Origin of the sequence: Luteibacter sp. 621, assembly GCF_050435445.1 — a bacterium.
GTDB lineage: Bacteria > Pseudomonadota > Gammaproteobacteria > Xanthomonadales > Rhodanobacteraceae > Luteibacter.
Window position 1 is genome coordinate 81162 of record NZ_JBNDKI010000010.1, and the last position, 26134, is coordinate 107295.

The 26134-nt window shown below is 65.2% G+C and carries 22 protein-coding genes; 10 read left to right on the plus strand and 12 right to left on the minus strand.

Annotated elements, in window-relative coordinates:
• Positions 1 to 101 precede the first annotated feature (101 nt).
• Complete coding sequence (ppk2, locus tag ABIE56_RS12590; RefSeq protein WP_429244131.1) at positions 102 to 875, plus strand: polyphosphate kinase 2; 774 nt, start codon at positions 102 to 104, stop codon at positions 873 to 875.
• Here the strand turns inward: ppk2 and ABIE56_RS12595 are convergent.
• The 7 genes from ABIE56_RS12595 to ABIE56_RS12625 form a co-directional block, all read right to left on the minus strand.
• Entirely contained in the window at positions 838 to 1713 is an 876-nt protein-coding gene (locus tag ABIE56_RS12595; RefSeq protein ID WP_429244132.1) for a cytochrome c oxidase assembly protein, read from the minus strand. The genes ppk2 and ABIE56_RS12595 overlap by 38 nt on opposite strands.
• Before the next feature lie 4 nt (positions 1714 to 1717).
• Positions 1718 to 3580 carry a GldG family protein gene (locus ABIE56_RS12600; protein ID WP_429244133.1) on the minus strand — a complete coding sequence of 621 codons (1863 nt, stop codon included), beginning with the start codon at positions 3578 to 3580 and terminating at the stop codon, positions 1718 to 1720.
• Positions 3580 to 4314 (minus strand): ABC transporter permease subunit, encoded by a 735-nt coding sequence (locus ABIE56_RS12605; RefSeq protein WP_429244134.1) that lies wholly within the window; start codon positions 4312 to 4314, stop codon positions 3580 to 3582. Before ABIE56_RS12605 ends, ABIE56_RS12600 begins: the two co-directional genes overlap by 1 nt.
• Positions 4311 to 5246 carry an ABC transporter ATP-binding protein gene (locus ABIE56_RS12610; RefSeq protein WP_429244135.1) on the minus strand — a complete coding sequence of 312 codons (936 nt, stop codon included), beginning with the start codon at positions 5244 to 5246 and terminating at the stop codon, positions 4311 to 4313. The genes ABIE56_RS12605 and ABIE56_RS12610 overlap by 4 nt, the downstream gene beginning before the upstream one ends.
• A gap of 1033 nt (positions 5247 to 6279) precedes the next feature.
• A complete protein-coding gene (locus tag ABIE56_RS12615; protein WP_429244136.1) occupies positions 6280 to 7644 on the minus strand; it encodes a polyketide cyclase in 1365 nt (454 codons plus the stop codon).
• Between the two features lie 215 nt (positions 7645 to 7859).
• On the minus strand, positions 7860 to 8501 hold the full coding sequence (locus ABIE56_RS12620) for a response regulator (protein WP_072322753.1): 642 nt from the start codon (positions 8499 to 8501) through the stop codon (positions 7860 to 7862).
• Positions 8498 to 9763 (minus strand): sensor histidine kinase, encoded by a 1266-nt coding sequence (locus ABIE56_RS12625; protein WP_429244137.1) that lies wholly within the window; start codon positions 9761 to 9763, stop codon positions 8498 to 8500. Before ABIE56_RS12625 ends, ABIE56_RS12620 begins: the two co-directional genes overlap by 4 nt.
• A gap of 194 nt (positions 9764 to 9957) precedes the next feature.
• Between ABIE56_RS12625 and ABIE56_RS12630 the strand changes: the two genes are divergently transcribed.
• The 6 genes from ABIE56_RS12630 (at position 9958) to ABIE56_RS12655 (ending at position 13448) form a co-directional block, all read left to right on the plus strand.
• A complete protein-coding gene (locus tag ABIE56_RS12630; RefSeq protein WP_429244138.1) occupies positions 9958 to 10551 on the plus strand; it encodes a GNAT family N-acetyltransferase in 594 nt (197 codons plus the stop codon).
• Positions 10548 to 11321: a septum site-determining protein MinC gene (gene minC, locus ABIE56_RS12635; protein ID WP_429244139.1), complete on the plus strand. Its 774-nt coding sequence runs from the start codon at positions 10548 to 10550 to the stop codon at positions 11319 to 11321. Before ABIE56_RS12630 ends, minC begins: the two co-directional genes overlap by 4 nt.
• Positions 11322 to 11355: 34 nt before the next feature.
• Complete coding sequence (minD, locus tag ABIE56_RS12640; RefSeq protein ID WP_429244140.1) at positions 11356 to 12168, plus strand: septum site-determining protein MinD; 813 nt, start codon at positions 11356 to 11358, stop codon at positions 12166 to 12168.
• A gap of 2 nt (positions 12169 to 12170) precedes the next feature.
• Positions 12171 to 12437 carry a cell division topological specificity factor MinE gene (minE, locus tag ABIE56_RS12645; protein WP_139980217.1) on the plus strand — a complete coding sequence of 89 codons (267 nt, stop codon included), beginning with the start codon at positions 12171 to 12173 and terminating at the stop codon, positions 12435 to 12437.
• Entirely contained in the window at positions 12434 to 12913 is a 480-nt protein-coding gene (locus ABIE56_RS12650; protein ID WP_429244141.1) for a hypothetical protein, read from the plus strand. Before minE ends, ABIE56_RS12650 begins: the two co-directional genes overlap by 4 nt.
• A 403-nt stretch (positions 12914 to 13316) precedes the next feature.
• Entirely contained in the window at positions 13317 to 13448 is a 132-nt protein-coding gene (locus tag ABIE56_RS12655; RefSeq protein WP_429244142.1) for a hypothetical protein, read from the plus strand.
• A gap of 485 nt (positions 13449 to 13933) precedes the next feature.
• On the opposite strand, the gene ABIE56_RS12660 is transcribed toward ABIE56_RS12655, so the two are convergent.
• Positions 13934 to 15202 carry a multidrug effflux MFS transporter gene (locus ABIE56_RS12660; RefSeq protein WP_429244143.1) on the minus strand — a complete coding sequence of 423 codons (1269 nt, stop codon included), beginning with the start codon at positions 15200 to 15202 and terminating at the stop codon, positions 13934 to 13936.
• A gap of 143 nt (positions 15203 to 15345) precedes the next feature.
• Here ABIE56_RS12660 and cfa point away from each other — a divergent pair, with 143 nt between their 5' ends.
• Positions 15346 to 16470, plus strand: coding sequence for a cyclopropane fatty acyl phospholipid synthase (gene cfa / locus ABIE56_RS12665; protein ID WP_429244144.1), 1125 nt, complete (start codon positions 15346 to 15348; stop codon positions 16468 to 16470).
• A 37-nt stretch (positions 16471 to 16507) separates the two neighbouring features.
• The gene (locus tag ABIE56_RS12670; RefSeq protein ID WP_429244145.1) at positions 16508 to 17935 is read left to right on the plus strand and encodes an MFS transporter; all 1428 of its coding nucleotides are present in this window, start codon (positions 16508 to 16510) and stop codon (positions 17933 to 17935) included.
• A gap of 9 nt (positions 17936 to 17944) precedes the next feature.
• On the opposite strand, the gene ABIE56_RS12675 is transcribed toward ABIE56_RS12670, so the two are convergent.
• Together ABIE56_RS12675 and ABIE56_RS12680 are read right to left on the minus strand one after the other, a co-directional pair.
• Positions 17945 to 19159 (minus strand): hypothetical protein, encoded by a 1215-nt coding sequence (locus ABIE56_RS12675; protein ID WP_429244146.1) that lies wholly within the window; start codon positions 19157 to 19159, stop codon positions 17945 to 17947.
• Between the two features lie 132 nt (positions 19160 to 19291).
• The gene (locus ABIE56_RS12680) at positions 19292 to 20206 is read right to left on the minus strand and encodes a PAS domain-containing protein (protein WP_429244147.1); all 915 of its coding nucleotides are present in this window, start codon (positions 20204 to 20206) and stop codon (positions 19292 to 19294) included.
• A gap of 154 nt (positions 20207 to 20360) precedes the next feature.
• On the opposite strand from ABIE56_RS12680, the gene ABIE56_RS12685 reads away from it, so the two are divergent.
• Complete coding sequence (locus ABIE56_RS12685) at positions 20361 to 20567, plus strand: hypothetical protein (protein WP_429244148.1); 207 nt, start codon at positions 20361 to 20363, stop codon at positions 20565 to 20567.
• Here ABIE56_RS12685 and ABIE56_RS12690 read toward each other — a convergent pair whose 3' ends face one another.
• A complete protein-coding gene (locus tag ABIE56_RS12690; RefSeq protein WP_429244149.1) occupies positions 20568 to 20993 on the minus strand; it encodes a hypothetical protein in 426 nt (141 codons plus the stop codon). It abuts the gene before it with no gap.
• A 92-nt stretch (positions 20994 to 21085) separates the two neighbouring features.
• On the minus strand, positions 21086 to 26017 hold the full coding sequence (locus ABIE56_RS12695; RefSeq protein WP_429244150.1) for an autotransporter domain-containing protein: 4932 nt from the start codon (positions 26015 to 26017) through the stop codon (positions 21086 to 21088).
• Positions 26018 to 26134: the final 117 nt, after the last annotated feature.

A 26134-nucleotide genomic window follows, 5' to 3' on the forward strand; every position in this document is an offset into this window, starting at 1 on the left:
TCGCAGGTTTTTGTAGGAGCGCGCTTGCGCGCGATCCCGCCACGAAGCCATGACGCTGCACGTGGCATCCTTGGGCCCAAACCACCCAAGGACACCGCCCCATGGGCAAAAAGAAGAAAGCTTACGAACACGCGCTTGAAGACCTGCAGGTCGAACTGGTCGGCCTGACCCGCTGGCTGCGCCGTACTGGCAAACGCATGGTGGTGATCTTCGAAGGCCGTGACGCGGCCGGCAAAGGCGGCACCATCAAGGCCATCACCGACAAGCTCGATACGCGCGCGGCCCGCGTGGTTGCCATGGGCAAGCCCTCATCGGAAGAAGAGAGCCAGTGGTACTTCCAGCGCTACGTGCCGCACCTGCCCTCGGCCGGTGAACTCGTGCTGTTCGATCGCAGCTGGTACAACCGCGCCGTGGTCGAGCCCGCCATGGGCTTCTGCACGCAGGCGCAATACGATGCCTTCATGAAGGCCTGCCCCGCCTTCGAAAAGCTGCTCACTGATGACGGAATCATCCTGCTTAAGTACTGGCTGGCCGTGGACCAGGCCGAGCAGGAAGAGCGCTTCGCCGAACGCGCCGCCGATCCGCTCAAGCGCTGGAAGCTATCGCCGGTGGACCTGAAAGGCCGCACCAAGTACGAAGAAATGGGCGACCTGCGCGATGCCATGATCCAGCACACGCACACCGATGATGCGCCCTGGTTCGTCGCCGACTTCAACGATCAGAAAGCCGGGCGGCTCAACCTGATCCGCCACCTGCTGGACGAGATTCCCGACAAGCTCTGCCCGGAAGAGGAAGTGGAACTGCCCAAGCTGAAGGGCAAGCCGCAGAAGGAACGGGTTACGGCGAAGGCGGTAAAGGTACCGAAGGTCTATTGACCCGGCGCACCGGGGGCGGCCGCTTCGGTAGCCGCCCCGTACGCGACAGGCGCAGCCACTGGCGCATCGCAAGCAGCCCGCCGATCGATTCGATGATCGCCGCCGGCACCCACATGATCACGCCGCCAATCAACTGGCCGGTCAGCACATTCATGGTGAAGGCGCGCCCGCAAATTTCGAAGATCGGGTAAAGGTCCGACCTTGAGAACGTCACGATCGCGCCCGCGACAATCTGCGGGGTCATGGTGAACGCGGGTGACAAGACGCGGATGCCCGGTGTCATGCGCCCCGGCGGCTTTGGCCGGTGATCGAGCACCAGCCACCAGTAGGCCAGCCCCGAAAGCACCATCGACCAGTTCATGAACCGGTAGATGCGCCAGTCCAGCATGGCCAGGGTCTGCATATCCGGGATAAGCCACACCAGGATGAGTGCCACGAACGAGAGCGTAACGAACGCAGGGTTCAGCAGCACGGTGCCAAGCACCCTGCCAGCGATACTGCGGCTAGCCTTGCGTAAGCGCACGCGCCACGGCAATGGCACGCCCGCGCGCAGCACCGTACCCGGATACGATGCGATCAGCAGCAGCGGCGCCAGGTGGTGCAGCAACACCTGCTGGATACGGTGCATGAAAAATTCATGCTCAAAGTAGTAATCCAGGTACGTGTGCAAGGACACGTACACGATGGCCATGCCTGCCCAGAAGGCGGCCTGCCGCGGCACGGGTACCCGCAACCGGCGTGAGCCCACCGCATAGAGCCACGCCACCGCGACGAACAGCACCAGGAAGCTCCACGAGAACTCCCACGGCACGATCCACTTCAGCAGCCCCCCGGCCATGGCGCTACACCTCCCGGCGCACGCGGCGCGTACGCCGCCAGCCGAACACCAGGCCAAATATGGCCACCAGCGCCGGTACCAGGATGATGTTGATGAACTTCAGGCGCAGGCCCAGTGCATCGATTTCGGCGTTGAGCTGGTGCTGCACATCGCGCAGCTCCTTGCCGATCGCCAGCTTGCGCTGCAGGTACTGCTCCACTTCCTTGCGCTGCTGCGCGGTCGCGGTGCTCGCCGTGGCAGCGCCCTTCCCCGGCTGCAATTCGGCCAGGCGGCGCTGGGTCTCGTACAACTCGTTCTCGAGCTCGCGCTTCTTGACCAGGAACTTTCGATCGGCCGCCGCCTGCAGGGCGCGCACACGTGTGAACGGGCGCTGCAGGTTCGCGCGGCCGCGGATCGAGAGCAACGCCGTGGAACCACCCAGGTTATCGACGATATTGGCGACGAAATCGCCGTTGTTCGCAAAGGGCGTGAGCTGCTGCTGGCCCAGCAGCGGCTGCGAATCGATCCACAGGCGATCGGATAACAGATCGGTATCCGCGATAAGAATCACCTCGCTCGCCGCAGGAGCTACATCCAGGTGGCCCTTCTCTTTCCGCTCGGGAAACGCCGTGTGGAAGGTATCGCGCAGGCGCGCCGCCAGCACGTAACGATCGTGGCCCGGCTCATAGCTCTCCAGCAGGGTCGAGGGATCGGTGGCCGCGTCACGCACTTTCTGTGCCGGCACGACCATGGATTCATCCGAGGTCTGTACGAGCGGCAGCATGCGCGCCCTGGTATTCGGCGCAAGCTCAAAGAAGCCAGCCGTGGAGAAGTTGATCCGCTGCAGGCTCGCCGTCACCACGTCATCGTGATTCAGGTCCTGCATGGAAAGGCCAAGCATGGCCGGATGCGGCACGCTGTTCCCATTGAGTTCGATGGTGAGCGCCTGCGACCGGTCCAGCACTACCTTCGTCGGGTCGTACACCACGCCCCACGCCTCAAACAATCGGCGCAGGTCAGAGTCGTGATCGTCCACGGTGCCGTTCGAATCAATGAGCGGCGCGGTGTCCATCTCGGCGTCCGGATCAACAAACACCACCAGGTGGCCACCGTGCAGTACGTACTGATCGATCGCGTACTGGGCGTCCTCCGGCAACTTCTTCGGGTGGATCAGCAGCAGCACGTCGATCGACGGATCGACCTGCTTGAGCCCATCCGCATCAAGGCTGGTCACGTTCGCCAGCTGGTCGAGCTGGCGCAACACGGTCCACGGCTGCTCGCCGATCACCATGTTGCCTTCCACCGGCAGTGTGCTGAGCACGCCGATCTTCGGCTTGCGTGGCGCGCCCAGCTCGTAAAGCAGCTTGGCGATGTCGTACTCCACGAACGCCTCGCGGGCGGGGTCGAAGAACGGAATGGCCTGCGAGCTCACGGCATCACCCGTGCCAGTGGTGCCGACCAGGCCAAAGAACACGCGCTCGCCATTGCTGCCACCGCTGGCAGGGGTCAGCCCGTAGCTCTCCGCCGCGTCTTCATCATCGGAATAAGGCACCGGATCGATCACCCGGAAGCGGATGCGGCCGTGGGCGCGCACCGCAATCTCGCGCAGCATCTCCTGGACCCGCTGTTCGTAGCTGCGCAACTGGGGCAGCTCGCGCGTTGCGTGGTCCGAGAAGTACAGCGTGAGGGTCAGGGGCTTGCCGAGGCTATCGACAATCCCCTGCGTGCCTGGCGTCAGCGTGTAAACGCGATCTTCGGTCAGGTCCACGCGCGCGGTCCGTAACGACATGGAACTGAAGCCGATCACGACCAGGAACAGCGCCGCGATAGCCAGCAGGCCAAGCCGAAGCGTGTTTGCCCGCGACAGGGAGAGCGACGGCAACTTCATCAGCGCGTCCTCTTCAGGTCGAGCACCACCACGGCGGCTCCCAGCCACGCGACGATCATGGCGCCGAAGTACATCAAGTCGCGCAAATCGAGCACGCCGCGCGCGATGGCGTTCGCGTGGCGGACGATCGAGAGCTGGCCCATGGCGCCGATGAGCTTGGGCGGCAACGAATCCTGGAAGAAATCCAGCACCTGCGGCTGCCCGATCAGCAGTAGCACGAAGCACACCGAGGCGGTAAGGATGAACGCGATCACCTGGCTGCGTGTCGCGGTGGACATGCACGCCCCGATGGCGAGGAACGCGCCCGCCATGAGCCAGCTACCGATGTAACCGGCCATCACCACGCCGTTATCGGGGTCACCCAGGTAATTCACGGTGATCCAGATCGGGAACGTGAGCATCAGGCAGATGCCGATGAAGCCCCACGCGGCGAGGAACTTGCCCAACACCGCTTGCGAAATGGTGACCGGCAGCGAGAACAGCAGTTCGAGCGTGCCCGAGGAGCGCTCCTCAGCCCACATGGACATCGTGACGGCGGGAACCAGCACGAGGTAGAGCCACGGGTGCATATCGAAGAACGGCTGCAGGTCGGCCAGCCCGCGGTCGTAGAAGTCGCCCGTATAGAAGGTGAGCACGCCGGCCAGCACCAGGAAGATCACCATGAACACGTACGCCACCGGGGTGACGAAGTACGAACGCAGTTCGCGGCGGGCGATCGCGGAGACAGCGCTCATGGGTTACCCCCGCGCGGCGCCGTGGTGATCTGGCGGAACACCTCGTCGAGGCGGCCCTGCTCAAGCTGGATCTCGGTGATACGGAGGTTTTGCTCACGCAGCAGGGCCTGCACATCATCCAGGATGGCCTGGCCGGGCTTGGGGAACACGGTAACGCGGCCATCGAGCGGATCGACCTCGGTCATGGATACGCCCGGGATGCGCGCGAGCATCTCCCGGGATACCCCGCTGCCCTGCGCACTGAACGACACGGCGCCGTGATACCGCGAGCGTGCTTCCAGCTCCGCCGGCGTGGCATCGGCCAGCAGCTTGCCGTTGGCGATGATGGCCACCCGGTTGCACAGGGCATGCACTTCCTCGAGCAGGTGCGTGGAGATGAGGATGGTGCGCTCGCGCGCCATGGCGTCGATAAGCATGCGCACGGAGTGCTTCTGATTGGGGTCGAGGCCGTCGGTGGGCTCATCGAGCATGAGCACGGGCGGATCGTGCAGGATGGCCTGGGCCAGGCCAACGCGGCGGCGCAGGCCCTTGGAGAGAGTGCCGATAGTGACCTCGAGCACGTCTTCGAGCTCGAGCCGCATGATGACCTCGTCGAACCGACGCCGGGCGACCTCGCGGTCGAGCTCACGGACGCGGATCATGAACGTCAGGAATTCGCGGACGGTCATTTCGGCGTAGCTGGGCGCGCCTTCGGGGAGGTAGCCGAGGGCGCGCTTGGCGGCGAGGGGTTCGCGGCGGATGTCGTGGCCGCAGACCCGGGCGGTGCCGGAGGTGGGGGTGAGGAACCCGGCGATCATGCGCATGGCGGTGGATTTGCCGGCGCCGTTGGGCCCCAACAGCCCGACGACCTGGCCTGGCTCGGCGCGCAGGGTCAGTGAATCGACCGCGGTCAGCGGGCCGTAGCAGCGGGTGAGTCGGTCGGTTTCGATCATGTCCCCTAATTAACGCACGGGGTGCTTTTGGTATCCACCCTGCGACCCTGCTCGCCTTCGGCCTCGCGGGGCTCGGCTTGCGCCATCGCGTTCTACACTTGAACGTATGGGCGGAGAGCCCTCGGTGCCCACCCTCGCTGCTCAGACAGGTCTCCAGCGTTCGAAAAGGATGCCGCTCCGCGGCCATGTACTGATTTGGCCTACGGCCGCGAACCGGGTGCCGGACGGGGGTTTTCGACTCGGCCTCCGTGCCTCGATCAAAAACGAGCGGGCATCCATGCCCGCTCCCGCCTGCGGCGGCTATTCCCGTCCGCCACCCTCGCCTCCGAAACTCGCCTCGAGGGTGGGCACCGAGGGCTCTTTTCATTCATGAGGTTGGGTTGGTGGGAGAGCCGGTAGGCCAAACGTTGCCGTCTGCCCCACCCCGCCGCGATGCGCGAGCCATACCGCTGCCTGTGTCGTCACGCCTTGCCGGTACGCACGTCAGCCTGAGGCTTTGCGATGACCCGCTCGTTGTAGTGTTGCGGCTGACGGGATGGCGCGTCGGGCCACGCCGTCGCTCTCCGGCCCACTCGCCTCAGTGATCAAACGAGCCTTCGGCGCCCACCCTCGAGGCGAGTTTCGGAGGCGAGGGGGACGGGAGGGAATAGCCCCGCAGGGGGGACGGCCATGGATGGCCGTTCCTTTTTGACGAGACACGGATGTCTCGTCGAAAAGCCCCTCACGGCACCCGGTTCGCGGCCGTAGGCCTAATAGGTACATGGCCGCGGAGCGGCATCCTTTTCGAACGCTGGAGACCTGTCTGAGCAGCGAGGGTGGGCGCCGAAGGCTCGCTGCCTCAACGCCCAAGTGTACAAAGCGAGGGCGCAGCCGAGCCCCCCAGCGCGATGCCGAAGGCGAGCCGTATCGAGAGCGCCAAAAGAAAAAGGCCGCGATTGCTCGCGGCCTTTTTCTTTTGCCTTACGTTGCGGCATCGCCGCTTCGTTGGCTTTTCGCGTGCAAGCACGCTCCTACACGTAAGCCGCTTTGCGGCTTACTGTGCAGCCGCCGTGCTGGCCGGGGCCGGGGCGGTGCCCGCCGGGGCCGGGGCCGAGGACGAACCGGCCGGAGCCGCTTCTTCCAGGCCAGGCTGCTTCATGCCGGCTTCCTGCTCCGGGGTCTGGTCCGGGAGGTTGTCGCCCTGCAGCGGCAGGTAGATCTCGAACTTCTGCTCGTCGTAACCCTCGATGGTGCCGTGGTTGTTCACCGGCGCCTTCGTCTGGATATCGTAAGCGCGGAACACGACATCGTCGTACTTGTAGCCGTGGGTCTGCGAGTAGGCGGCCAGCATCTGGCGCGTCTGCGGCAGGCCGGCACCGGTGCCGTTCCAGTCGGCCTTGAGGGCCTTGCCACCGAAGGCGAGCACTGCCTTCACGTTGCCATCGACCACGACGCGGCCGAACTTGTCCTTGCTACCCGGGGTGCCCGCATCAGCGGCGGCCGGGGCGGCCGAGGTCGAAGCTTCTGCCGGGGCCGAAGCGTCCAGCGTCGGGCGCTGGGCGGCGGTCAGCTCGACATCCTGGCCATTGATCTTCAGCGTGGTAGCGTCGATCTCGGCGGCCACGTCGAAGGTGTAGTTCTGGTCGCCCCAGTTCGTGGTGAACGTGATGCGCGGGCTCACGATGTTCACACCGAGCTTCTTTGCGGCAGCCTGGATCTCGGCCATGGCCTTGTCCGACGCGGTGTCGACATCGTCGAGCGTGCGCGGGGCCGTGGTGGAGACGAACAGGATGGGCTTGGCCGGCTGTTCAACAATCGACGGAACCATCTTGCTGTAGTCGATGTTGGGGATCGACGCCATCAGGTTCTGCAGGTTCGACAGGCTGAACTGGATAAGGGAATCCGGATCGCCGTGGATATACAGATTGCTGAAGCGGTCGACCAGGTTGAAGCCGTACGAGACGTCGTAGGCCCAGTTCACCTTCACGAGCTTCTGGCTACGGCCAGTGCGCTCGAGGTTGATGGTGAACTTCTTGTCGTGACCACGCCAGGAGTTCTCGAGGTTCCAGACGATGGTGCCCTTGCCGGCATCGGCGATCTGGGCGAAGCCCGGATCGATCGAAGCGATTTCGAGCGAGCCATCACCCACCTTCGGGTCGTTGGCCTTCCAGGAGATCTTCGAGCCCGGGCCGTAGGCCTTGCCCGAAAGTTCGAACTGGAGCTTCGGGTCGAAGGTGCGCAGGACCGAGTATTCCGGGAACCGACGGAAGTTGCTGAAAACGTCGTAAACCTGGCGCAGATCCTTGCTGATAAGCATTTCGCGCTCGACGTGTCCCGTCGAGGGCATGGCCACGCCAACGACGACGCCAAGGACGGCGACGATGACGATAGCAACAATGAATTCTAACAGACGCGTCATTCCACGGTTCTCCGAACGTCTTTGAACAGGCAGCCCCCGGCTGTGGAGTCCGCGCGGCCGCCCCTGAAGAATCGGCCCGTGACATGGGCATGCCAGTGCCGAAAGATCCGATGGTAGCCGGTCATGGCGCCGAGCGCCATTGGGTCCCCTGCCCTTTTTCCCAAGCTGGCACAACCCGAAAAATTCCGGGTCACGCCGGCCCGGTCAGCGCCCCGTCAGACGATGCCCAGCTCCAGGGCCTTCAGCACGGCGCGGGTGCGGTCGCGCACGCCCAGTTTGGAGAGGATATTGGACACGTGGTTCTTCACCGTGCCCTCGGCCACGCGCAGGGAATTGGCGATTTCCTTGTTGCTGTAGCCACCCGAAAGCAGGCGCAGGATCTCGGTTTCCCGCTCGGTGAGCGGATCCGGCTGTTCCAGGCTGGAAAACTGGTTCTGGATCCGGCCGACGCCCGCCAGCAGGCGCTGGGTGACCATGGGCGCCACCAGCGAGCCGCCGGCGGCCACGGTGCGCACCGCCTCCACCAGCTGGTCGAGCGAGACATCCTTTAGCAGGTAGCCCCTGGCGCCGGCCTTCAGGCCCGACAGCACCAACTGGTCGTCATCGAACGTGGTCAGGATGATCGTGGGCGGCAACTCGTTGCGGCCGCCCAGGGCCTGGAGCACCTCCAGCCCGCTCATATTGGGCATGCGCAAGTCCAGCAGCACCACGTCCGGGCGGATCTGCGGAATGGTCTGCACCGCCTGGGCGCCATCGGCGCATTCGGCGACCACGCGGATATCCCCGGCAAGGTCGAGCAGTGAACGTATGCCCTGGCGAACCAGGTTCTGATCGTCAACGAGGCAGACGGAGATCATGAAGGATCCTCGGAAGGAACGGGGATGGTGGCATGGGGAGGCGCCAGCGGGCTATCGGTCAATGGCTGACGCGTGGGGGCGTGGGCCAGGACCTGGGCCTCGCCAAGCGGCAGCCGGGCAGTCAGGGCGAAGCCGCCCTCGGGTGTGTCGCGAAACGCCACGTTGCCGCCGAACTCCGCCAGCCGCTCGCGCATGCCGTTCAGGCCATTGCCGGGGCGGAAAGGGCCGGCCACGCCCGCCGTGCCGCGGCCGTCGTCGCGGGCATCCAGGCAAAGCTCGTCGGGGCCGGTATGGCGGAACGTAAGCCACAGGTGGCGGGCGTTGGCGTGGCGCACCGTATTGGTCAGGATTTCCTGCACGCAGCGCAGCAGCATCTGGGCGCGGCGCGGATCTTCCACGCCAAAGCGCGGGGGAATAGCCAGGTGCACCGCCAGGCCCGGCACGCCTTCGGTCAGGCTGCGCAGCGCCTGGGTCAGGTCGATGGCATCGTCCTGGCGCAGCTCGCTCACCACCTCGCGCACATCGGCCAGCAGCTGCTTGGCCGTGGTCTGCGCCTTCAACACGTGCTCGCGGGCCGTATCGTTGGTCAGGTGGCTAGCCACTTCCAGGTTCAGGCTGAGCGCAGTGAGGTGGTGGCCTACCAGGTCGTGCAGGTCGCGGGCGATACGCATGCGTTCAGCAATACGGGTGGATTCGGCGAGCAACGCCCGCGTGGCGCGCAATTCGGAGTTCAGCCGGCGCAGCTCCTCGCGCTCATCCGCCTGCTGGCTGGCCACCATGGAGGTGATGAACATCAGTGCAGAAAAGCCGAAATACAGGCACGCCTGCATGATGGCCAGCAACAGGTTGTACGTGGGTAGCTGCATCATCACCGGCACCAGGGCCAGGTGCGCTACCACCATCCATGCCATGCCCACGGGCAGGCTCACCAGCCACGGCACCACGGCCGCCACGATCACCAGCAGCAGCGCGGAAAGGCCGCTCTTGCTGAGAACACCGATCGCCAACGCCGTGCCCGTAAGGATCACCAGCACGGTGACCCGGGTCGGCCCATCGACGCGGGAGCCCAGGCTGCGGGTCAGAAGCCAATAAACCAGGCCAAACAGCAGGTAACAGCCGGTCCACGCCAGCAGCGCCACATCGGGGATCTGACCCGGCTCGGAGCCGGCCCGCTGCAACGAAAGCGGCAAGCCCACGCACAGGAAGACGAAGTACGTGGCGTACCGGAGCAAGCGGACGTGGTTGAACTGAACCTTTGACATGCACGCATCATAGGCCTTCGCGGGCCGCGCACCACCTGACTGAAGTCACGTAGGGCGCACGCGGCAAGCGCTGGCTTTACAACGGTTTTACATCCGCTCCCACGCTCCCCGGCAGGTGCCGGGCGTGCCATAATGCCGCGCATCGGGCGGCCTCGGGGGCCGCCTTTGTCGAAACACCTGGATCGGAGTAACGAATGGCCCTTGCCATCCGCGACGTGCGCGAGCACGACCTGGATGCCGTGCTGGCGCTTAATAACGAAGCGGGCACGGGCATCCTCGCCACCGATCGCAGCCGGCTGCGCCACCTGTACGAGATCGCCCACTATTTCCGCGTCGCCGAACAGGATGGCCGCATCGTTGGCTTCCTCATCGCCATGCGCCCGGATGCCGATTACCAGAGCCCGAATTTCCGCTGGTTCCAGGCCCATTACGAGTCGTTCGTATATATCGATCGCATCGTTATCGAACATTCGATGCGCGGCCACGGCCTGGGCCGCATTTTTTACTGTGATGTGCAAAGTTATGCCGAGGTACGCGTGCCGCTCCTGACCTGCGAAGTTTTCCTTGAACCCCGTAACGACCAGACGGTGCTGTTCCACGGCACCATGGGTTTCCAGGAAGTGGGCCAGCAGCGCATGGGCACGAATGGCCCCAACGTAAGCCTGCTCGCCCGCGAACTGCCCAGCTTCCCGTTCGTCCGCGAACGCTACCTGGAGCAGGATGGCCTGCCCGATGTGCCGTGGCTCGCTGAACGCGCACGCCCCGGCCACCGCGGGGTGGCAGCATGAACGCCCGCGCCGAATCCCTGGAAGCCGCCTGCGACCTGCGCTTTGGCCAGGTGGGTATCGCCTGCGTGCGCGTGCGCCGCGTGGATGCCGCCGCATTGGTCGATGAGCTGGAACGCCGCGTGCGCTCCGCCCCGCAGATGTTCAACCGCGCCGCCGTGGTACTCGATCTTTCGCACCTGCCCAAGCTGCCCGACGATGGCATGGTCGATGCCCTGCTCGAAGCGATCCGTAGCGCGGGCATGCTGCCGGTAGGTATCGCCTACGGCACCAGCGAAACCGAAGCCCTCGCCGAGCGCATGAACCTGCCGCTCATCGCCAAGTTCCGTGCACAGTACGAACCCGGCCAGGGCGAAGCGGCCGCACCGTCCGTACCTGCCGCGGCAGCTTCCGCGCACAGCACCCCGGCGCCAGCAGCGGCTCCGGTGGAAAGCGGCACGACCATCACCGCGCAGCAGCACACCGGCAGCGCCGTGCGTTCGGGCCAGCAGGTGTACGCGCGCGAACGCGATCTGGTCGTCGCCGCGGCCGTAGCCAATGGTGCCGAAGTGATCGCCGATGGCTCGATCCATGTGTACGGCACCCTGCGTGGCCGTGCCATGGCCGGCGCACAGGGCGATGAGACCGCCCGCATTTTCTGCTCCGATTTCCGCGCTGAACTGGTGGCGATCGCGGGGCACTATCGCGTGTTCGAGGACATGCCCAAGGAATTCGAAGGCCAGGCCGTGCAATGCTGGCTGGATAATGGAAAACTCATGATCGCGCGCCTCTGACGCCGGTCCTAACCGTTTTTTGCGGAGATATCTCTTGACTGAAATCATCGTCGTTACCTCCGGCAAGGGCGGAGTCGGCAAGACCACCACCAGTGCCTCTCTCGCGACCGGCCTCGCCATCGAGGGCAAAAAGGTCGCGGTCATCGACTTCGACGTCGGCCTGCGTAACCTCGACCTGATCATGGGCTGCGAACGCCGCGTGGTGTACGACTTCGTGAACGTCGTGCACGGCGAGGCCACGCTCAAGCAGGCCCTGATCAAAGACAAGCGCCACGAAAACCTCTTCGTGCTCGCCGCGTCGCAGACGCGCGACAAGGATGCCCTCACCCAGGAAGGCGTCGAGAAGGTGCTCGAGGAGCTGACCAAGGAAGGCTTCGACTTCGTGGTGTGCGATTCGCCCGCCGGTATCGAAAAGGGCGCGCACCTTGCCATGTACTTCGCCGACCACGCCGTCGTCGTCGTGAACCCGGAGGTCTCCTCCGTGCGCGATTCCGACCGCATCCTCGGCCTGCTGGCGAGCAAAACCCGCCGCGCCGAGAAGGGCGAAGATCCGATCAAGCAGCACCTGCTGCTCACGCGCTACAACCCGAACCGCGTGGAAGCCGGTGAAATGCTCAGCGTGAAGGACGTCGAGGAAATCCTCGGCATCTCGGTGGTCGGTGTGATCCCGGAATCGGAAAACGTGCTCGCCGCATCGAACGCAGGCGTGCCGGTCATCCTCGATGACAACTCCAACGCCGGCCATGCCTACAAGGACACCGTCGCCCGCATCCTGGGCAACGAACGCCCGCTGCGTTTCATCGAGCCGGTGAAGAAGGGCTTCCTCAAGCGCGTCTTCGGAGGTTGAGCATGGGTATCCTCGATTTCCTGAAGCGCAAGCCCGAGCCGAGTGCAGGCGTCGCCCGCGAGCGCCTGCGCATCATCGTCGCCCAGGAGCGCTCCACGCGCGGCGGCCCCGACTACCTGCCGCTGCTGCGCAACGAGCTGCTGGAAGTGATCCGCAAGTACGTGAACGTCGATGTCGAGGCCGTGAACATCAACCTCGAACGCGATAGCGGCCACGAGGTGCTGGAACTCTCGGTCGCCCTGCCCGACGGCAAGCCTGCCTCGGCATGAGCACGCCCGATCCCGCCGACGCGGTGCTCCGTGTCGGCGCCATCGGCTTTGACGAACCCCGCGCCCTGCTTGCCGAACACGGCCTCTCGCTGATCGAGGTGGCCGATGGCGAGCCCATCCCCGGAAGCTTCTGGGGCGATACCGAGGCGGGCATCATCGGCACGACGGTTTATGCGCGGGCGGATACGCCGGTGCATTCGCTGCTGCACGAGGCCTGCCACCTGATCGTGCTGCCGGAAGAGAAGCGCGCGCTGGTGCATACGGATGCGACCGATTCCATCGAGGAAGAAGACGCGACGTGTTACCTGCAGATCGTGCTGGCCGGCCACTTGCCGTCGGTGGGTTCGCAGCGGCTGATGGAAGATATGGACCGCTGGGGCTATACGTACCGGCTGGGTTCGACGCGCGCATGGTTCGAGCAGGATGCGCCTGAGGCACGCGCGTTCCTCCTTGCCCGCGGACTTCCTGTCGCCTAGCTCTGGTTGGCGTGAGGCCAAGAGCCGCCGGTGCCCACCCTCGCTGCTCAGACAGGTCCTCCGCGTTCGGACCGGAGTGCGCCTGCGGCGCAAAAGTACTTACTTGGCCTACGGCCGCTCTCTTGTGCGGAACTCGCCTCGAGGGTGGGCACCGACGGCTCTTTTGACCCATGAGGTTGAGTGGCGGGAGAGCCGCGGCATTGTCTGCGGGGAGATCAGTGCGTTCGGACACCTGCGGACGGACAGCGGCTTCGTCCGCGGACAGGGGTGGTCGTGTGGCGTGGTTCGGCGCAAACGGCATCGTGGCGCCGTTTGTGGGCTGTCGGCGGGATTGGCACGGCGGATGCAACGTCTTGGGCAACGGGGGCCTGGCCCCAATCGCCCCACCTCACGGAGCATCGCCATGAAAACTGAAACCTTCCTGCTCAAGTCCTTCTTCGTCGCGGCCGTGCTGACCTGCGTGTTGGCGATGGGCTCGTTTGTCACGGCCAGCGCGTCGCACCTGCCGGCGAATGTGGTGGCTGCTGCGAGGTGATGCGTTACGGCGTCATCGCTGCGTAGGCTGATCGCGTGCAAGCACGCTCCTACACGAGCCTGGCGTGCCCATTCATCCGATCGCGATACCGCCCGTAGGAGCCGATCCTGTGGGCGACATGTTTCGCGAGGCACGCAGGCCCTGCCGCGGCATCGCGCAAGCTGTCGGCCACAGGGTGGCTTCCTACAGGGCATGGCGGCACAAGATGCGAGCTCGCCCATCACGCCACCTCATGGGTGAAGAGAGCCGTCGGTGCCCACCCTCGAGGCGAGTTCCGCACAAGAGAGCGGCCGTAGGCCACATAGATAAACCATGCGCCGAAGGCGCATTCCGCACCGAACGCGGAGGACCTGTCTGAGCAGCGAGGGTGGGCACCGACGGCTCTTCTCCTCAGCACCACAAGGGCGAGGCGGCGCAGCCGCTGGTGACATGCATTCGCGAAAGCGAATGAACCGATTCACCAGCGCGAAGCCGAAGGCGAGCCGTTAGCCCGGCTCGTTGCGTTCGATTTGCGATACCACCTCGGAAGCAGCACCCGCCGTGGCGCGTGCCAGACGGCGGCGTTCCATCGTGCCGTACCACACCCACGCCGCCAGCCCCGTCAGGCACAGCGACGTCGCGCCCAGCGCCAGGTACAACATGCTCGACGACAACAGCGGGGACAACACGCCCGCGATAAACGCCGTCGTGATCAAACTCCCAAACGCCTGCACCGACGACACCCCACCCCGCTGGTTCGGGAAACGATCCAGCAACAGAATCGTCAGCGTCGGGAACGCCATCTGCACGCCACAGCCATAAAGCGCCAGCGGCACCGTCGACCACGGCACACGCGGCGCATCCAGCACCAACGCAAAGAACAGGCTGAACGCGCAGCTCGACAACATGGCCGCATAACCCCAGCCCACCGTCTTTGCCGCACTCACCCGCCCCGCCACGCGGCCTGAAATGAACGCACCCGTGACCATGCCGGTCACCGTCGGCACGAACAGCCACGGGAAACCATCGGCACCCAGGTGCAACACATCCCGAATCAGGTGCGGCGCCGAAGCGATGTACAAAAACAGCCCCGAGAAATTCACCGAACTCGCAATCGCCAGCGGCCAGAACGGCAGGTCACGCGCAATCGCCACATAGCCACGCAGCAACGGCCGCGGGCGAAACACCGTGCGCTTCTCGACAGGATGCGATTCCACGAGGAACCGCGTGATGCCAAACACCAGCAACACCGTGAACGCGGTAAGCGCCCAGAAGATACCGCGCCAACCATCCATGCCCAGCAACCACGCACCGACGATCGGCGCGATCGCCGGCGCGATGCCGAAGATCATCATCACCTTCGACATCATCCGCTGCGCTTCTTCACCATGCATGGTGTCGCGCACGATGGCCCGGCCCACCACGATGCCCGCGCCACCGCACAAGCCCTGCACGATGCGACAGCCCAGCAGGAAGCCAAAGCCCGGCGCCAGCGCCGCGGCGGCCGAGGCCAGCGCGTAGATCCCCATGGCTACCACGATCACCGGCTTGCGCCCGTAGGCATCGGAGATGGCGCCATGGAACAGGCTCATCACCGCATAGGCCAGCAAGTACACGCTGAGCAGCTGCTGCAGGGCCACCTCGCCCACCCCGAAGGTGTGGCCGATATCCGGGAAGCCCGGGAAGATGGCATCGATCGAGAACGGCCCGATCATGCTGAGGGCCGCGAGCAGCAACGGAAGGTGGCGCCGCGGGTCGCGGGTCGCGGAGGTCATGGACCGTCAATCTGTACCGGGGGAGGCAAACAGTATAGCTGTAAGTCGTGCTTGCCCTCGGCCCACGCCCGGTGCCAATAATCAGCCACGGAGGTAGCGCCACGCCGCGCGGGGCGGCGAGCAGGGTCACCCGGAACCCATCCATGAGCCACGATTCAGCTTCCCTGAAGGCACGCGCACAAGGCCTGCTTCAGCAGGCAGGTATCACGATCAACGGCCACCGCTCGACCGATATCACCGTCCATGATGAACGCACCTACGCCCGGGCATTCGCCCACGGGTCGCTGGGCCTGGGCGAAGCCTATATGGACGGCTGGTGGGATTGCGCCGACCTCGCGGGCTTCATGGCTCGCGTACTCAACGCCCATCTTGATGACTCCCTGCGTACGCTGGATACGCTCGTTGCCCACCTGAAGGCGCGCTTCCTCAACCTGCAGCGCGGCGACCATGCCTGGGAGGTGGGCCGCCAGCACTACGACCTGGGTAACGACCTGTTCGAGGCCATGCTGGGCAAGCGCCTGGTGTACTCGTGCGGCTACTGGGCCAACGCATGGAACCTGGATGATGCCCAGGAAGCCAAACTCGACCTCATCTGCCGCAAGCTCCAGCTCACCCCGGGCCAGCGCATCCTCGATATTGGTTGCGGCTGGGGCGAGGCACTGAAGTTCGCCGCGGAGCGCTATGGGGTAAGCGGCGTGGGCATCACCATTTCGAAGGAACAGGCTGAGTACGCACGCGAACTGTGCCGTGGCCTGCCCATCGAGATCCGCCTGCAGGATTACCACGAAGTGGATGAGCGCTTCGACGCGGTGCTCTCGGTGGGCATGTTCGAGCATGTCGGTGGCAAGAACTACCGCCCGTGGTTCGAAGTCGCCCGCCGCTGCGTCCGCCTGGATGGCCTGGTGCTCTTGCACTGTATCGGCAGCAATGGCGCTGCCGGACGACCCGATCCATGGATCGAGAAGTACATCTTCCCGAACTCGGTCATTCCCTCGATGGCCCAGGTATCGAGTGCACTGGAGAGCCTGTTCGTGGTCGAGGACTGGCACAACTTCGGCACCGATTACGACCGCACGCTGGTCGCCTGGCAAGCCAATTTCGATGCTGCGTGGCCGCGGCTCTCGTCGAACTACGATGAGCGCTTCCGCCGTATGTGGCACTTCTATCTCGGCTGTTCCGCTGGCGTGTTCCGCAGCCGGCGCGATCAGTTGTGGCAGCTCACGCTGTCGCCACGCGGCGTGCCTGGCGGGGTTCGCGTACCGCGCTAGACATAACGACCACCTCCCGGCCCGTAGGGTCGGGGGGATGAATACCCCGCGCGACGCCATCGTCGAAACCGATGTCCCGGCCCGCCTCGATCGCCTCCGCTGGGGGCGGTTCCACACGCTCGTCGTGGTGGCACTCGGCATCACGTGGGTGCTCGACGGCCTCGAGGTCACCATCACCGGTTCAATCGCCGGAGCCTTGAAGTCCAGCCCGGTGCTGCGCCTGACCGATATGCAGATAGGCCTGGCCGGCAGCATCTATCTCGCCGGTGCGGTGGCCGGTGCCCTGTTCTTTGGCTGGCTCACGGACAAGCTCGGCCGAAAGAAACTGTTCACCCTGACCCTGGGGCTTTACCTGGCGGCAACGGCCGCCACCGCGCTTTCACCGAACTTCGCGGTGTTCGCCCTGTTCCGCTTGTTGACCGGCGCGGGAATCGGGGGCGAATACGCGGCGATCAACTCCGCGATCCAGGAACTGATCCCCGCACGCTATCGGGGACATACCGACCTGGTGATCAACGGCAGCTTCTGGATCGGCGCGGCACTTGGCGCGCTCGGCGCCGTGGGCTTGCTGGATAACGGCTGGTTCAGCCCGGAGATCGGCTGGCGCCTGAGCTTCGGGTTGGGCGCGATCCTTGGGTTGGGGATCCTGCTGCTGCGCCGGTGGATCCCGGAAAGCCCGCGCTGGCTCATGCTGCATGGCCGGATCGGGGAAGCCGAGGCGATCGTCGAGAGCATCGAGAAGCGCCTTGGCGCGAGCCCACCCACCACGCCACTGACGCGGCTCAGGCTTCGTCCTCACGCGGTGACGATGGGTGACGTGGGGCGCACGCTGTTTCGCGATTACCCGAAGCGTACGCTGCTCGGTGTCATCCTCATGGCCACGCAGGCCTTTTTTTACAACGCGATCTTCTTCACTTACGCGTTGGTGCTTGGCCGCTTTTACGGTGTGGCCGATGCCGATGTCGGTCTTTACCTGCTGCCGTTTGCCGCTGGCAATTTCCTCGGGCCGCTCCTGCTGGGGCGGCTATTCGATACCGTGGGCCGCCGGCCAATGATCGCACTGACCTATGCCATGTCCGGCCTGCTGCTCTTCGCGACCGCATGGCTTTTCGTGCACGGCATGCTCAATGCGCGCACGCAGACCATCGCCTGGAGCGTGGTGTTCTTTTTTGCCTCGGCAGCGGCCAGTTCGGCCTACCTCACTGTGAGCGAGAGCTTTCCACTTGAATTGCGCGCGCTGGCCATCGCCTTGTTCTACGCCTTCGGCACGGCGCTCGGCGGCGTCGCCGGGCCGTGGCTGTTTGGCACGCTCATCGGCACCGGCGGCCGCGGCCCCATCGGCTGGGGCTACGCGCTGGGTGCACTGCTGATGCTGATGGGGGCGGGGGCGGCGTTCCGGTTCGGTATCGCGGCGGAACGACGCGCCCTGGAGGATGTCGCTACCCCACTTGGTCACGCCGACTAAACCAGGCGCTTACCGCACCGGCCTCGGCACCTGGCCTTCCCCGGCGTGCGCACCCGTGCGCTCAAAGCGCTTACGCACCATGCGACCGATGGCATGCAGTGCCGGCTTCGCATCATCCATCCGGAACACGTGCAGATCCGCATGCATCCACTGGCCGACGATATCCAGCACCGAGGCGCCCTGCCTGCGCAGGCTCGCGATATCGTGGTACAGATCCACGCAGTAACGCCCGGCAGGATACTGGCGCGGTGCACGCGGCACCGGTAGTTCCTGGGCATCGCGCCACGCCATGTCGCACACGTTCACGCCGCGGCGCGCGGCAAATTCCACATAGGTCCACGCACGCGTGTTGACCTCGATAATGCGGAACTCGCCATCGCGTGGATCACGCTTTAACTCGGCGCTGAAGATACCGCGGTAATCCAGGCCATCCAGCAGCCGCCGTACATGCCGTTCGGCTTCAGGGACCGCATCGAGCGGAATCGCACGCGAGCAGGAGCTGTTGCCGAAATCCGGCGGGGACATGCGCAACCGCCGCCGCGCGAACAGCCCAGGGTAGGCCCCATTGGCGTCGCGGAAACCATCGATGAAATAGTGATCCGTCGGCGGGCCCGGTACGTATTCCTGCGCCATGACGGAGAAGCCCTGTGCATGGAAGCGCGCCCACGCATCGCGGAGCCCGTCGCGTGAATCCACCCACACACCCTTCGCACCCACCACGTCACTGAAGCGCTGTGAGTTCACCGGCTTGATGAACACCCGGTCCAGCTGGTGCATGGGCACCTCAGCGACATCAGCGAGTGTCGTGAGACGGAACGTCCTGGGGTGTGGGATGTGGGCTGCCGCCACGTACCCGGCAAATACCGCCTTGTCCTGCAACAGGGACTGCACGGTGCGGGTCGAGCTACACACGAGGAAGCGCGTCCCGACATCGCTGGCCGGCAGGTGCGTGAGCCACATGGCCGCATCGTCCGCGCCCGGGATGATCACCGCCCGCTCCAGTGGCATTTCGCGCAGGGCGTCGAGCGCCTGGGGGCCGGGCGTCCCGTCCCACGCCGCTCCTGGCGTAGGCCGGTACCACCGCGAACGGGTGGCCATGTCCCCGGGCGGGCAGGCCACGTAGGCGGGAATACCGGCAAGCGCAAGGCTGCGCAGGATACCGACGGCGGTGGGCCCACGCCCCATCACGATGGCCGGCACGCGGCCCGCTGCGACGTCACCCATGGAGAATCCCCTGCCAGGAAGCGACCGCGACGGCGGCCACGCAGGTCTATCTCAACGCACGCAACGCACAGCGGCTAGTCGACCGCTCGGCCTATGCGCTTTGCACGCTCAGGGCGAAAGGCACACGAAAGTTCAGGCGCCTTCCTGTCCGCGCTGCTCGGCAAGCGCGGCGTCGATCGCTGCATCCATCGACAGGGCGTTGGCGCGGGCCGCGGCGTTATCGAGCATATCCAGCACGTTCGCTACGGCCGCATCAGCCACGGGTACGGGCACGGCCGCCACCGGAAGGGCGGCGGGGGGCGCCTGGATGGCATCGGCGCTCATTTCGGTGGCGTACTTCACGATCTTCACCGGACGGCCATCGGCATCGAACATGGGGTTGTAGGTGGCTTGGATCCACACCACGCATTCACCCTTGCCCAACCGGCGATACAAGCCCGCATCGTGCAGGCCCGAACGCAGGCGGCGCCAGAAACCGATATAGGCATCGGAGCGGCTTTCGCGCTCATCCACGAACAGGCTGTGGTGACGGCCCTGGATTTCATCCAGCCGGTAACCCACGATGTTCAGGTAGGCGGGGTTGGCGGTCAGGACCATGCCATCGAGCGAAAACTCGATCACACCCTGCGTTTCATCTGCGTTTTGTTGGCGCTGGCCCGCGTCGGCGGCACGCCCGCGCTCAGCGGTAATGTCCGCACCGTAAACCACGATGGCATCAAGGCGGTTGCCACGCCCCATGCGGGGCACGTATACGGCCTGCAGCCAGGCATCCTGCCGGGCACCTTTCACCCGGACCTGGTCGGCGACCTCCTCGCCACGTGACAGCGCGCGCCAGAGGTGCTCGGTGTCATCCACGGCGAACACCGCCTGGAACGGTTGCCCCACCAGGGCGTCGGCCGTGGTTCCCAGCGCCGCAAGGAATGGCTTGTTGGCCGAGCGGATGACGCCATCGGCACCCAGCTCTACCACGGCAAAACGCCGACCCAAGGCGGCCAGCGTTAATCGTGCCAGGCGGCCTTCGCGCCCACCCCAGAAACCCATGCCCATGGAGGCACCCTGCCCTTCATCGAATTCGAACTGGTTTATCGGCCAGGCAAGGGCCGGGCTTTAGTCCGGGCGAAACCTGCGTCACGCCTTTTTCTTCACGGCCCCGCTAAACTTGTACCACGCCATCTGTTTTGTCATCAGGGGAATCCAGGCCGTGCAGGCACGCAATTTTGAAGTTTCCGTCGTCCACCCGAATGGCAAGGCCGCGGTCGAAATCACGTTCAACGAAAAGGTCCACGGCCTGTCGGGCGACACGCTGTGGCTGTCACTGGAAGAAGCGGCCAGCGTGGAAGATGCCGAAGCGCTGCGCGCCCTGCTGGAGCGCGTGGGTCACCGCATTACGGTCACCAACGTCCGCTGATCAGCGGGCGCCCCTTACGCCTGGGCCGGCACTGTCGGTGACGGCCACCTGCAGGGGCACCACGCGTGCGGTGACATGGTGGTTCACGCCATGCACCTTGCCGCAGCCAAGGCACGGCCTGACCCGGCCCAGGCCACCACGACCGGTACGGGCAGGCGCCAGCAGGCACCCACACACGTAACACGAGGCCAGTGCGCCGCGCTCCCAAAAGCGGATGCGCAGCGCCTGCACGGCGACGATAGCGACGCCGGCGCACACGCCACCGGCGAGCAGCCAGCGAGGCAGATGCGAGTACAGAAGGAAGTTGCCCAGTTCGCCCGGTAGCGCCTCGCCGGCGCGCAGGGCAGCGGCCGCGACAGCGCCCGTGCCCAACGCCAGCAACCCAGGCGTGAACATACGCAGATACATGCGACCCACATAAGACATGGCTGCTTCCCTCCCCTGGCCGGCGCACCCGGCAGGGGAAGGTTGTCGGGGCGAGGGTCTAGCCGCCGTGAATGGCCACCACGCGCGCATCCTCAAAAGGTCATATTGAGCGAAAGGCGCCCACCGTGGTCGGACGCCTTGCTGGCGAACTGGCCCGTGTAGCTGGCATCCAGGTGAACGGCGGGGGCAAGGCGAACCACCAGGCCGGCATCCACCACGCCAGCGCTGCGCGCCAGCGGGGCACCGGCTGTTGTGAAGCCCGCACCACCCTCGGCAAATCGCAGGCGTGCCTCGGGCACGGTATCGCCCCAGGCGTGCTGCCAAGCGAGGGTCGCCTGCACGCCGAACCGCGCCTCCCTGTCCAGTGCTGTGCCCAGGTGCACGCCTGCGCGGCCGGTGGTCACGTGTGCATCGTCGGCTCCCACCACCAGCGTACCGGTACCGCCCTGCTCGCTGGCCTTGTCGCCATGCCAACGAACGACCGCCGCCTGCACGAAGGGTTCGGCTCTCCAACGGCCCGTTGCGCCAAACCCATACCCTAACTCGGCGAAGCCCTGCGTCGTATCGGCATCACGGCTCGCGTAGCCACGTGTGGTCGTCGTACCGATCGCGATGTCGCGCCGGGTATCGATGGTGTGGTGCGCCTGCACCAGGCCGCCAGACAGGTGTAGGGCATCGAACGCCACATCGCCGTAAAGGCCAAACTGAGTGCCCTTCACATCGGCCGAGCCACCCGATGCCCGCTCGTGGATATTCTGCGTGACATGGCCAAGCACGGCGCCGATGCGGCCACTCTGCCCCACCGCAAGATCCGCACCGAGCAGCAAGCCACTATCGCTTGCATCAGTCTTCGCAGCGTTGGCATCGCCGTCGTAGTCTGCATCGCGGCCAAGCGCGCTGATCCATGTCGAAACACGCCCATCATCGGCACGCTGCCCGCCCGGCAGGTCGGCATCGGCGAGGTGGCGTGTCACGGCATCGCGCACCTGGCGCTGGCTATCCATCACGGCGCCCTGGACGCTGGCATGCAGGGTGCCCGAGAGCGACGTGAACGCCGTGCGCGCCGAGGTGGCATCCAGGGCCACCAGGCGGTCGTAGACCGCGGACCCCGCGCCCATCGCGCCTGCGGCAACGGCCACGGCACGCTGATTCGGGGTGACCGCCGCATCCTCCAGCGCAGCCGCGTTACGCCGAAGGATGAGGCTGATATTGCCACTGTCGCTATATGCGATAAGGGTGTTGAGGAAGGCAAAATTGCCGTTGATCGATGCAAAGGTGCCTGTCGTACCACCCGCGGCGGTCAACAGATCGTATTTTGTATCAGCCACCCATTGGGCCCCCTGCGCGTCGATGACGAGCCGGGCACCTTGCTCGATCGTGGCATGCCCACCGACGGCGAGGGAGCTGGCACTGCCCGTGAGCGCCATGATCGCCAAGGTGCTGTCGGCGCTGAACGTGACATCGCCGGCGACGTTGAGCCGGCCCGTCGACCGGCCGTGCAGCACGTCGCCCGGCATCACGTAGCCATGGGTGACGACATCGCCAAGGATCATGCCTGTGCCGGAGAGAACAGCCCGGCTGGCCACGTACACATTGCCACCGAGCAAGCCCGGTGCCACGCCGGAGACAGCCACGGGCGAACCTACCTGCAGCGTGCCTTCCTCGACCATCGTGTTACCAGTGAACAGGCTTTGTCCTTCCATGCCGAAGATGCCGGAACCCGTCTTGATGAACGTGCCGTTGCCGTCGGTGTTCGCCGTGGTACGGCCGCTCCCCTCCTGATGGATGACGATCGTGGCGTCGTTCGTGATGTCGCCACGAATCGATGCAGCATCGCCGACCAGCGTGCCTTCACTCACCACCGTGGGGCCGGCATATGTGTTGGCGGCAGCGAGCACCAGCGTACCGGGCCCCATCTTGTGCAAGCCACCCGTACCCGTGATAGGGCTCGCGACCGTAAGGCTGTTGGTTGGATCATCGATGTCGATGCCACCCGCCAGCGCTCGTGTGCCGAGGCGGATATCTCGCGCGAGCGGACCCCAGCCCCACGACTCGATCGCAAGGGTGCCACCATCGAGCGTGATATCGCTCCTGGGGGCGCCCAGCGCGTAGTCCGTCCAGGTTTCGAGGCGCCCTCCCGAAATCGTCAAGCCGCCGGTCCACGTGTTGACCCCGTTGAGCGCCAGCGTGCCGTAATCCGCCTTGACGAGCCGCGTATTGCCGGTCAAACCGGAAAGGATGCTTGCGTACATATAGCTGCTGGTCGTGTTGCCATCGCCGACGCGCACGACGGTCTGGCCATTGGCATCGGCGACCAGCGCCAGCTTGTCGCCGCTCACGATCCAGCCCGAGCTACCGAATTGCATACCCTTCGTGCCAACCTGGCCTGCGCCATTGTCGACCGTCACAAGGTTCGCATCGCCGTCGAAGATAGCGAAGCCTGGCTGGGGCAGCATGGGGCCGGTCACCACGGCATTGGCGTCACTCCAGTTGGGAGCCGTCAACGACCAAACGCCAGGGCCCCCGCCACCCCGCAACCCGTGTTTTTGCCCATCGGCATTCCAGAACTGCAGGTCCATGCCTTGCGCATTGTAGAGATCGATCCGCCGGTTTATGACATCGCGCGCCAGCCACATCTGCGCGCCGGACGGCTGGGCCGCCAGCATCAGCTGGCCCGCGGATTCATCGAGCTGGCCGCCCCAGGAAAGGATCCTGTAAAGGCCCGCACCCATGTTGCCCGCATTGGCTACGTTCAGCGCCACGTTGCCTTCGAACCGCACGTCGCCATCGACCTGCACCGCATCCGCACTGCCCGGCGTCACGAAGTTCGGCCCCGGCGTGCCCACATCCATCAGCAAACGGCTACCGTTACGCATGAGCAGCGAGCCGACATGCAAGGTACCGATACCGTCGCCTGGCGCAAGCGTGCCGTTGGTTTCCACGGTGACCGCACCAGCGATTCGCCCTGTGCCCCCGAGCGTGGCGGCGCCAGCCACGGATACGGGACCATCCTGTAGCGCGGATGCGTGGGCCGCATCGCCCACCAGTAACGTGCCCCAGGCCGCGCGAGCACCGGCCGCGTTGCTACCGTGCCCGTTCAGTGAAAGCGTACCGGCACCGGCTTGCGTCACCAGCCCGTTGCCACTCACATTGCCGTCGAACACCGCGCGATCGCTGCGATTGAAAAGCAGGCTGCTGTTATCCAGCCGGATGTCGCCAGCGAGTGATCCTGTCGTACCCCCGTTACCGATCCACAGCCGGGTGTTGAGCAGTTGGGTGGCCGGCGTGGTTACCTGGCCCATGGCGATGTAGGCGCGCGGATCGAAATCGCCCACGCCAATCAGCGACAGGTTCGATGCAGCATCGATCCGGCCAAGCCGGGTTGGCGAAGTGAAAGAGGCGTAGCGGACATGATCGCCATCGAGGTTCACCAGGCCGCCGACCTGGTTGACCTGCGAGCTCGTTGGTTGGGTCCATCCGCCCAGATCGATGTCATGTCCATTCGCATCGATCGAAAGGTCACCGCCCACGGTGAGCGTAACGATCTGATCCTGCCGCACATCCCCGTTGGCCGAGAGCGAGATGGAGCCTGTGGCTGCATTCCTCGTGCCCAGGTAAATGGCATCATCGGACACCACCGTGGCGTTACGTACATCCAGCCCATCGAGCCGTATCGGGGCGCGGGAGGCCAACTGGAGATCGCGCGCCTGTGCGGCGAAAGCCCCGGTGAATACGTTACCGGGGCCGGTGGCGTCGATATCATGCCCGGGGGCATCGATGCGGGCGAAGCTGCCCACCGAGGTATCGCGAATCGTCGTGTCCACCGTGTTGGACATGGCGAAAGTCCCGGCGACGGTCAGGTGATCGACCAAGCCAATGCGGTTGGCATCGGTGTAGGGGCCGCCCGATATGTGCAACCCGCCATCGACCGTCCCGGTCATGGTGTTCACGATGAGAGGGCCGGTGACGAAGCCCACGCTCGCGTTTGCGGGCGTATCGAGGACCAGGCGGTTCGCCGTCACCGGCGCTTCAAGTGTGACGGTAGGTGCCCTGAGGATCAGGTCGCCTGATGTCGTGATGGATCCCGACGAGTTGGAGGCGATCGAGCGAGCCGATGAAAGCGTGATATCGCCATCCGCGATGAAAGGCGCTTCGAACCACATGACGTCGGCGGAATACAGGTTGGCCGCGCCGGCGACATGCACGCTTCCCCGCACCCACAGCGACGCACCGCTGTTGATATCGACGTGGCCGCCCGCACCGGTGAGGGTCGCCGCGGCCACCTGGCCCATGCCCGAGCCGCCATACGTACCATCGGGGAGCAGATGGGAATCGATGGTCGTCACCAGTTGCAGGTCCTGGCCGGTCGCCAGGTGCAAGGTGCCGCGCGTCGCCGGCGTCGAACCGCTCACGTCGATATGGCCGGATACTTCGAGGTAACGATCACCCTTCAGCCACACGTCGCCGCCGGCCACTGCACCTGCACCGTGCACATCAATGGATGCACCGGGAAGCATGGCAAGGGTTTGTGCGGTAGCGAGGCGCAACGCGCCGCCGGGCGACTGGTACGCGCCAGTGAGAACGATGCCGTTATCGTTAGTGAGAGAAACGACTCCACCCGCTTCCCAGCGGCCATCCAGCCGTGAGACGGTGTTACCGCTGACGACATGCGTGGACGATTGGCCCAAGGCCTGGATGAAACGGAGCGTCCCGCCCGCTCCGATGGAGAACGAACTCCAGTCCACGGCGAGGTTGGGACTCAACTGAGACACGACCAGCAGATTGGGGGCGCTATCGTCGAAAGCCGCGTTGCCAGCCTGGATGGATGGGTCCGCAGGCAAGACCGCCTGCGCGCTGGCGGGATTGCCAAGGGCGGCGGCGAGCGCCATCGCTAGTGCGCTAACGGCCATGGCGGAACGACGCGACCGCCGCAAATGCACGGAGCGGCGTGCTTTTGTCGCTTCCGATGCCACCTGCACGACGCGCAGCGCCGCGTTCCAGACAAGCTGGTACGTCCTGTTCATCCCGGCTGTTCCCCCGTACCGTCATCCGTGGCGGGGGAATCCTCGCCCTCCCTGACGGTCCGCGGAAGACCTTACCGAAAGCCGCAAGTTCTTGCTACAGGCTCTCGTTGTGCGGCG